This is a genomic window from Rhodococcus sp. MT28, from assembly GCF_058792695.1.
In genome coordinates this window covers 1-8456 of sequence record NZ_JBXAFD010000043.1, presented here as the reverse complement: position 1 = coordinate 8456, position 8456 = coordinate 1, and the positions used below count along the sequence as shown (strand labels likewise).

The following is an 8456-nucleotide window of genomic DNA, read 5'->3' as shown; positions in this document are numbered from 1 at the left end:
CCACCGGGGAGAACCCGTGGCCACCAGCGGGGAGAACTACTGGCCGCCTACGGGGAGAACTTCGTGGCCATTGACAGCGGTGCTGCACAATTTTCGGCCGATGGAGTTTCCGCAGCGTATTACGGCTGTGCGGGTGACGCTCGCGGAATCGGCGTCGGCGGACGTCGACGATCCGCTCGGGCGAGTACATGTCGGGTATGCGCCGGACCTGGCGCCGGAGGAGTTGTGGGAGCGGGCGCGTGGGGTGTGGAAGGTGCGTGCTGATCACGTTGTAGCGTCGTCGATTGTCCTGGTTGTCTTCGACCGCCGGGTGGTGATGGTCGCGTCGATCTCGGGTCTGTCCGTTCATCGTGACGGGCTGGCGATTGTCGGGACACCTCTGGTTGATCACCCGTTGATTGGCCGACCGGATCCGCTGCATACGCCGAATCCGTTGGCCCACGGATCTTTCGATCAAGGGAAGGTAGCGCGATGAGGAGCGATACTCCGCGTCATCTGTATGAGGTCGGGTCGGCGCTGTGATGTCGGAGGCACGTAAGACCAGCGATGTGGGGTCGATGTTGCAGTTTCTGCTCGCGACCCAGCCTGTCGGTGAGGTGCAGGTCGTTGACGGTTGCCGGGAGATGCGCCGGCATGTGCGATCGGATCCGTTGCCGGTGGCCGGTACCGGCGGGGCGGTGTGGGCGCAGTCGGTGGCAGCGGTGATGGAGAAACCGCAGCGCGCGAGATCCGGCCTGAAGTCGTCACCGCGTGGACCGAAGTCTCCGGTGCAGTCGTGGACGGCTGTTCTCAACGTGGGTGCGGAGGCTCTCGCGGGAGTGAACGGTGACGTGTCGGTGATCTCGAGTGGCGTCATGGGCCGTCTCGGTATCGACTCCGACGATGGCTCGTGGAGATGGATTGCGTTGTCATGTCCGGCTATTGGCGGGTTTGTGCGTCGTGTGCAGTTGGCTGCGACGCCGCTCGACAACGGTGACCCCACCTGGAGTCTGCTCGGCCATGATCGATGGGCGCCGCGTGTAGTGGCGAGAGTTGCTGCGGATGCAGAACGTGGGTTTCTGCTTTGACGCACGAAGCGGCGGGCGACGGCTGAACCACGGTATTTCGCCACATTCATGCTCCGTTCTGCGTCTATGCCGTCGAGGGGCGCATCTTTTCCGTTTTGGGGCCGATTGTGTCGGGGTGCGGCGGTCTGCGGGTGTTTGGGTGTGCGGAGATGTAATGGGTGCGGGGTAGAACGGACCTATGGATTCTGTGGAGTGCGCTGATATTCAGCAGCAGGTCAAGGTGACTGTGCCTTAGCCGCCGTGGGCGGCAGTCGCAGCTTTGTGGCGCTGAGAGTTCAGTGAGTACGAAAGCTGTTGTGCCGGAATGTTGATCATTCTGCTCAATGGTTCAGGCCACCGAATCGAGAGGTCAGTGTCGATCCGGCGGCCCGAGGCTCGCCGATGAGGGTCGGCGGGCAATTGCGATGTTATCGACATAGGCCGGCGGGTGGGTAGTGCCATCGGCTGGATGAGCGCACAGGAGGGGTCATGGCATCACCGGAGAAAAAGCTCGAGGAGCTGAAGGCGCGACCGGCTGGGCAGGTCGTGCTAGCTCGTCCGGGCAGTTGGTACCGATGGATTTACGTGGCCACTGCCCTCGGGACTATCGCCCTCGTCATCGGGACGGTCCTGGTGGCGCTCGGAATTCTGGCGCTCCCTCTCGGTTTTCTGGCAGCGGGCACGAACCCGTTCGAACTTCTCTTCCCCGCGGTGGAGGAGGCGAACAACGAACCCACCAACTTGCTGGTGCAGGCAGGTGGATGGGCGGTGTTCGGGGGGCTCGGCCTTTCGCTCGCTGGTTACGGACTCGGCGGCGCGGCCAAGGTGAAGACTGCAGGCCCCGACATCGTGACCGCCGGCGAGATCGTCAACGCTCCCACACGGCTGGCGAGGCCCCTGGTGCGGGCACTCGACGCCGCGGAGACGATCAGGCGCTCTGCTGCAGTCCGGGAAGGGTGGCTCACCGGTATCGACGTCGACGCGGCCCTGTGGAACCTCGTGCAGCAGTTCAAAGCCGGCGTGCACCTCGATGGAGAACTGCGCGCCGTGTACGAGCAGGTGGCCGGGGCGTCGGTACCCGACTTCCGGGAGCAGATCGACGCGGCCGAAGCTGCTGTTCTCTCGTGCACCGAACGTGTGAAGGCCGGAACGCAACGACTGGTCGACATCGCTGACCGCGTCGACAGTTTCGACCGCGAGCTTGCCGAACCCGCACGTCGAGCCGAGCTGACGAAGGAACGCGAACGCCGTACGCGCCGTACCCGTGAGCAGGTCGCGAAACTCTCCGCCGCACGGACCGCAGTCGAGAACATCGAACCGGTCCTCGACAATGTTGTCGACATTGCCGCCGGGCAACTTGACGCGTACGGAGAGCTACCGAAGATCGAAAAGATATGAAAGGCAGAGGCATTGGAGATGGCAAATGCCACAGAAAGCGACTGTGACCATGCACGATCATAACCAGTCTGATTCGGAGATCGACCACGGCAAAACTGGTCGTCCACCGATGCAACCGCGCGCGAAAGCCACCCGCGAAGCGATCCTCGAAGCGTCCGCAACCCTGTTCGGCAAAACGGGGTACGCGGGCACCTCCATCGACGACATCGTCACACTCGCCCCGGTCACCAAAGGCGCGATGTACTTCCACTTTTCGAAGAAGGAATCCATCGCAAGAGAGATGTTCCGCCGTTGGTCTGACGCAGTCACCGAGACGGTCGGGAAAGCGATCGCAACCGGTCAACCCGCAGACCGGCAAGTACTGCTGATTTACCGCGAACTCGCCCGCCGCACCCAAAACGAGGCGATCATCCGCGCCGGCCTCGTCCTGAGCGTCGACCAGTCACTCAACGACGCGTATGCCACCTACGAAGCATGGACAGAAGTCCTGACGCCGATCGTCATCGACGCGATCCGTTCAGGCTCCCTCGACTGCGCCGAAAGCATGTCCAGGCTCGCAGACACGCTCTGCGCCGGTTTTGTCGGCGCGGTGAAAGTTGCGGCGAGTTTGGGTGAGAACGGCACCATCATCAGGCGTGTCGATGATCTGCTGATGATGTGGCGCGGAACCGATCCGGCGGCCGTCCGGATGATCGCAGGAGCGATCCTGTGAACACGGCCGAACGAATCTAGGGCCGCACCCAGACGCGTATGCCGGAATCATCCATCGAAAATTGTTCGCTTGGTGATGTCACTGTCCGCCGCCGCTGCTCGGTATCTGGGCTGTGATCGAACGGGGCGTCAGCCGCTTCTGGTCGGTGCCGTCAGGGTTCATGGATGCAAGCTCGGTGCGTTCAGCCGTGGAAATATCGACAACCACATCCCCCGACAGCGTCGTTGCTCTGTTGTAGAGGATGCGTGAACCGTCCGGTGTGAACTTCGGATGCACGGCGGACGTGTCGGTCAGTGGCGTGATCTCTCCACCACCGGCAGGCATCGAGTAGATCTCCGATCCGTTGTTTCCGCCGCGATTGCTCGAGAAGACCAGAGTGGAACCGTCGGGCGAGTAGGCGGGGTCCGCGTTCCAAAATTGGTCCCGCAGAACAACCTTTGTTTCTCCACCCGTCACCGGTGTCTCGACTATGTAGCCGCCGACTCTGAAGACCACCCGCGAGCCGTCCGGTGAGAACGTGGCATCGGATCCGCCCTCTTCCTCGGCGACAACGCGCACGTCGGAGCCGTCGGTGTTCATGATGCTGATGCCGCTGCCGGTGCTGAACGCGATGTGGGACCCGTCGGGGGAGAAGGCAGGTTGGTGGCCACCTTCGCGAATAGTGCGCGATTCACCGGAATCTAGGTCCACGAGTTCGATGTTTCTTCCTCCGCGGGTGTAGGCCAGCTGGGTTCCGTCTGGTGATAGTGCGGCGAAATTGCCGTATCGGCTGTCTGTGCTGTCGTCACCGACCGTTGGGGATATCTGTCGCACACCGCTGCCGTCGATGTTCGCCACGAATATCTGGCCCCAGCCGTCGTCAAAAGAGATGATCGCCTGTGCTGGAGTTGGCGGCGGTTCGTCGGCGCAACCTGCAAGAACGATGGAAGATGCGACGAAGACGGGCAACAGCCGGGAGAAACGCATCAACTGATCATGCACGAATCACGGCGTCGTCGTCGCCTGTGGTTTTTGTGGCTCGCCTTCGCCTCATTCGGGAGTGGACGTTGATTTGGATTGCCGTGCCGGCTCTTCCAGATTCGGTGCCTCTGTCCTGTCCTCGCCGGGAGTCGGTTCGAGGGCGGCCGCGGCGACGGCGGGCGCCTCTCTCATGTTTTCTGGCACCGTCGTGCCGCCCGGCAAGCTGACTGGGCCATTGTCGTTGATGTCGCGGAAGAGGAGTGCGCGGTAGTTAGGGTTCAGAGTGGACTTCCCCCAACGGTATTCACTGCCTTGCGGGCCTTTTGCGCGTACTGCGCTGGTCGCCCGCTGCAGCATTCCGCGGTCTTGTGCGTCGAGCCTCTCGATCAAGCTCGCGATCATTGTTGCGCTCCGACTCACCGCTTCTTTGTCCGACGGTGTCAGAACGCTGGGTGTCAGAGCGGTGATGCCGGCCTTGGCTTCCGCGTAGTCGGGCTGTCCGGCGCTGCCGAAGAAGAAGGCCTCGGGAGAGGTGTTGACGAGGCGGCCGTGGACCGGTGCCCCGTCTTGGTCGAGTCGGTCGAGCAGAACGTAGCCGTCGGGCGGGGAGACTGGTTCGGTGGTTGGCCTGGCCACGGCCCGCATGGCTTCGGGGAACGTGGTCCCGGGATGTTCTTGCTGGTACTTGCGTGCGGCTTTTTTCCGGCCGGAGTTCTTTGTCATCGGTCGAGCTCCAATCACGATGGATGGGCGATGTCCCGCGTGCACCGCCACAAGTCGTGACGAGCATTCGTTGATTGATCCGGTGGACCTTGCCCTCGACCGTCTCCGCTGCGATGACGCGGGCATCTGGAAGACCTCGGGGTCAGCCGTACAACGTCGGCTCTGGCAAGCAGACTAACACGACCGAGCGACACCAAGCGGGCGAAGCGCATGTATTGCCTTGTGCGGGAACGGCACACAGAAGCTGCGTTGCCGGAACGGCTCTCACCGCGTCGCCGCAGATTGCTGGACGTATCTGGGAGGCGGGATGGGGTTTCGGGGGAATTCCGTAGCGAACGCCATCAGGGTGGTGACCTAGGTCGAGTTTGTACGTGCAGGGCCGGTGAGCATTGTGTTCACCGGCCCTTTTCGTGCGCCCGACAGCTGCGTGGTTGGCGCAGCGGTGCCGTCTGAGCTAGTGCGTGAGCTTCAGCTGGTCGTGAAGAACCTTGGCCCCGGCGAGCGACAATCCTCGATTCGCCCGACGCAACTCGCGTATGGCGACTAGTGGTTGTTTCGAGGGAGAAATCCCCTCCGCAGCCAATATGTCTACCGCCCAACGCGTTCCGGATCGCACTGCTTCATTCTCGGTCCCGCCGAACACCGCGGTCAGGTTCTTTCTGCCGCCCACAGAACGGGGCGCCAGCACAGCAACACCGATAACCAAAGCCAAGGTCGTGTAGATCGCCATCACACGGTGAACGCTACCGCCGATCTGCCGGCCCTGCCTGGCGCAAAGATTCTCAGCTTCTGCAGGATTGGACGCTTGAACCTTCCGGTCAGCTCACCGATGGCACTTCGGTGATGGCGTCGGCAGTGACGAGCATGTCGATCTCGACGCTGTTGGTTCCGCCGGCGTCGGTGACGTGCACTGTTACTCCGCCGAGCCACTGTCCGTCATGCATTTTCGCCCAGAATTTCAAAACCCCGTCCAGGTATCCGGACATGTACAGCGCGGACGTTTTCACCCGCATACTCACATGATCGGCGCGTGATGCTCCTCCGCGTCCGAGTGGCAGCGCCCGACCGATGTCGATTTTCACTGCCCTCGGCTCGTCGAATGTCCTGATCACAGGGTGGTCCGGCCAACGTTCGTTCCAATGATTGGTGTTGATCACAGTGCCTTCTTCAGGGGGGCAGGCTTGTGTGCTGCGTCGACGGCCGGGGCGATCGCTCGCCAGACGGACACCCCTGCCTCTTCGCGGATCTCCATCCGTCCTGTGCGCCGTTGGAACCCCTTCCCCGTAGCCGCGACGTCGAGCTGGACGGACGTCACCCGCCCGCGCCCCGCAGTCAGGCCGCTGTACCCGGCGACTGTTGATTCGATGCGCAGATCCGGGCCGTCCCATTGCCCTTGAGTGACCACGAGAACATTGCCCTTGGATTTGGCCCTGGCGACGACTGCTCGCGCCCTCGACGGTGTGACGGCCGCACCAGAAAGTCCGAGTATCACCAGGTCAATGCCGTCAAGCAGGACTGCTGCCACCTCGACTGCACTGTCCCGAGGCTCCGGGATCAGTGCAATCCGTGACAAATCTGCACCTTGTTCCGTGGCTGCGAGTAGTCCCAGAGTGGGCATTCCGATCACTGCTGCGTGCCCGCCGTCTGCTGTGACGGATGCAAGCAGGCCGATGAGGACGGAGTTCGCCCCGGAGACGCTGACGACGGTGCCTCGTGCGAGTCCTCCGCGTGGAAGTAGTTCGCCGATCGGCGGCGGCACCGGGAGCATTCGGAGGGTTGATTGCGCCGTGGCCACGATCGGAGTCGGCTCGCGCTCGTCGACTGGGCGGAGCATCACCGAGGGTGTCGCTGGTTCGGTGCCGTCCGAGCGGGCGGGGATCGAGGCCATCTTGCGGCGTAGCTGTTCGAGCTTTTCCGCCTTGGTCAGCACCGTTGTTGCTGATGAGTGGGGCTGTTGGCTCACCGTCGCCCCGCTTTCCTGGATTCGCGCGTATTTCTCGCACACCCAGGATACTCGAACACAAGTTCGATAAGAACAGGTCTGGGCCGAGTAAGCGCGGCGTCTAGTTCTCGAGGGTGGTATCTGCGTCGCGACGAGGACGGGGCGCACCCTCGATGTGTTTGGTGCGGACGCCAGGACTGTCTGTCGCTTCGTCCGCTGGGATGTCGCGTGTGAGGTCGGAGCGGTCTGTGAATTGCGCTCGTCCGAGGGAAGCCGGGAGGAGCGGGAACGAGGGGGATGTGCGCATCCACCGCTTTTCTGCGCCGATCGTCGCCCACAACACTGCAGCCAGAAGTGCCGCGTTGAGCCACATGTCCGCACGGGAGAGGTATGTGCTTTCCCCGGCGAGGTGGGCGAGGATCGCGCATGCGATCAGCAACGCGGCGATGTCCTGTACGAGGTAGCGCGGTAGCCGGGCCAGTGAACGTGTCAGCAGCGGTGAAGGGTTCGACTGCGGCGATGCCAGGATCGACACTGCGGACAGGAGGATCGCGCAGGTGGCAGCGAGCCAGGCCAGCCACCACACGTAGGTGGCAGCGGCGGCGCTGGAGCCGATCGCTTCCGCTGCCTGCAGCACGGCATCGGAGGCGTCGAAGGCGGCCACTGGTGTCGGATGTGAGGTGCCGGCGGCGGCGACGAAGTCGGCGCGAATGCTGTCGAGATCTACCCATCGGGAGAATCCCAGCGGGACCATGAAGGCGGCAACGCGCAGAGCGAAACGGACGGCAGGGCGCAGCAGCCACCATGCCTGGCGAAGGACGAGTTTCACCTTGGTGGCTGTGTCGCTGGTGAAGATCGCGGCGAGAGAGTTGATCCGGTCCGCCAGCAGCGACCGGGTGGAGGCGATAGTGCTCATATGTGCTTACTTTCGATGCGAAGGGGAGGATGCGGCCCGGCCGATCCGTGATCTCTAATTGCTCTGTCGGCCAGCATCATTCATTCTTGGATGACAGGTGGATTACTACGAAGCGTCCAGAATGCAGGCACTAGACTTCGGCGTTTCGAAGGGTGTCATCGTCATGTCGGGTTTTCCTGCTGAGCAATGGTTTCGGCGCGGCTTGCGCAGTCTTCGAGATCGGCGATTGTGTGCCACGCGTCCTCCCAATCGCCACCTTCGTGGGGGTCCAGTACGTTCGCTGGTTCGGTTGCCAGGAACCGTGCGAGGAGACGGCGGGCGGCTTCTCGGCTGGCGATGTTGCCGTACTGAAGCGCGCAATTCGACACCTGTCGTATCTCGTCCGCCTCTTCAGTGGTGATGCGCCGGTGACCGTTGAGTTGTAGCCAGTAGAAGACAGCTTTCCCTGCTGCCAGGAAGAACTCGTCGGGCTCTGAGCCGTAGGGGACACCTTCACTGGCTTCGATCGCGACTCTTCCGATGTCGATCGCAAGTTCGTCTGCGGCTGTGAGGTTATCGGCGTCGAAACCTGTTGCCGGTTCCGCTGCGGGGGTGGGGAATTCGTTGCCGTGCTGGTGGGCGGTGTCGCCGGTGGTGGTATTCATCTGTGGTGTCTCCGTTCGATATCGGGCGGAATTCAAACGAGATATTGTCAAGACCTGTGGATGAGGGTGTTTCAGGCGACCTCCGTTTCGCTTGATTCGTCGGGCTCAGCGGGTG

9 protein-coding genes and 2 pseudogenes are annotated in these 8456 nt (G+C 62.5%); 4 read left to right on the top strand and 7 right to left on the bottom strand.

Annotated features, from left to right (window positions below; genetic code table 11):
* From AC1Q6C_RS33275 to AC1Q6C_RS33260, 4 genes and pseudogenes are all read left to right on the top strand, one after another.
* Nucleotides 1–475 (top strand): annotated as a pseudogene (locus AC1Q6C_RS33275) (hypothetical protein); the annotation flags it as partial.
* Between the two features lie 46 nt (nt 476–521).
* Entirely contained in the window at nt 522–1067 is a 546-nt protein-coding gene (locus AC1Q6C_RS33270; RefSeq protein ID WP_075836510.1) for a hypothetical protein, read from the top strand.
* 468 nt (nt 1068–1535) lie between these two features.
* The gene (locus AC1Q6C_RS33265; RefSeq protein ID WP_075836512.1) at nt 1536–2444 is read left to right on the top strand and encodes a hypothetical protein; all 909 of its coding nucleotides are present in this window, start codon (nt 1536–1538) and stop codon (nt 2442–2444) included.
* Between the two features lie 49 nt (nt 2445–2493).
* Nucleotides 2494–3156, top strand: coding sequence for a TetR family transcriptional regulator (locus AC1Q6C_RS33260; protein WP_075836672.1), 663 nt, complete (start codon nt 2494–2496; stop codon nt 3154–3156).
* A gap of 78 nt (nt 3157–3234) precedes the next feature.
* Here AC1Q6C_RS33260 and AC1Q6C_RS33255 read toward each other — a convergent pair whose 3' ends face one another.
* The 7 genes and pseudogenes from AC1Q6C_RS33255 to AC1Q6C_RS33225 form a co-directional block, all read right to left on the bottom strand.
* Nucleotides 3235–4122 carry a TolB family protein gene (locus AC1Q6C_RS33255; RefSeq protein WP_075836514.1) on the bottom strand — a complete coding sequence of 296 codons (888 nt, stop codon included), beginning with the start codon at nt 4120–4122 and terminating at the stop codon, nt 3235–3237.
* 440 nt (nt 4123–4562) lie between these two features.
* Nucleotides 4563–4680: pseudogene (locus AC1Q6C_RS33250) on the bottom strand (short chain dehydrogenase); the annotation flags it as partial.
* A 613-nt stretch (nt 4681–5293) separates the two neighbouring features.
* Nucleotides 5294–5572 (bottom strand): hypothetical protein, encoded by a 279-nt coding sequence (locus tag AC1Q6C_RS33245; RefSeq protein WP_143542583.1) that lies wholly within the window; start codon nt 5570–5572, stop codon nt 5294–5296.
* 85 nt (nt 5573–5657) lie between these two features.
* Nucleotides 5658–5921: a hypothetical protein gene (locus AC1Q6C_RS33240; RefSeq protein ID WP_223304635.1), complete on the bottom strand. Its 264-nt coding sequence runs from the start codon at nt 5919–5921 to the stop codon at nt 5658–5660.
* Nucleotides 5922–5992: 71 nt separating this feature from the next.
* On the bottom strand, nt 5993–6802 hold the full coding sequence (imuA', locus tag AC1Q6C_RS33235) for a DnaE2-dependent mutagenesis accessory factor ImuA' (RefSeq protein ID WP_075836675.1): 810 nt from the start codon (nt 6800–6802) through the stop codon (nt 5993–5995).
* A gap of 100 nt (nt 6803–6902) precedes the next feature.
* Complete coding sequence (locus tag AC1Q6C_RS33230; RefSeq protein WP_075836520.1) at nt 6903–7697, bottom strand: hypothetical protein; 795 nt, start codon at nt 7695–7697, stop codon at nt 6903–6905.
* Nucleotides 7698–7858: 161 nt separating this feature from the next.
* Complete coding sequence (locus AC1Q6C_RS33225; protein WP_223304636.1) at nt 7859–8341, bottom strand: hypothetical protein; 483 nt, start codon at nt 8339–8341, stop codon at nt 7859–7861.
* Nucleotides 8342–8456 lie beyond the last annotated feature (115 nt).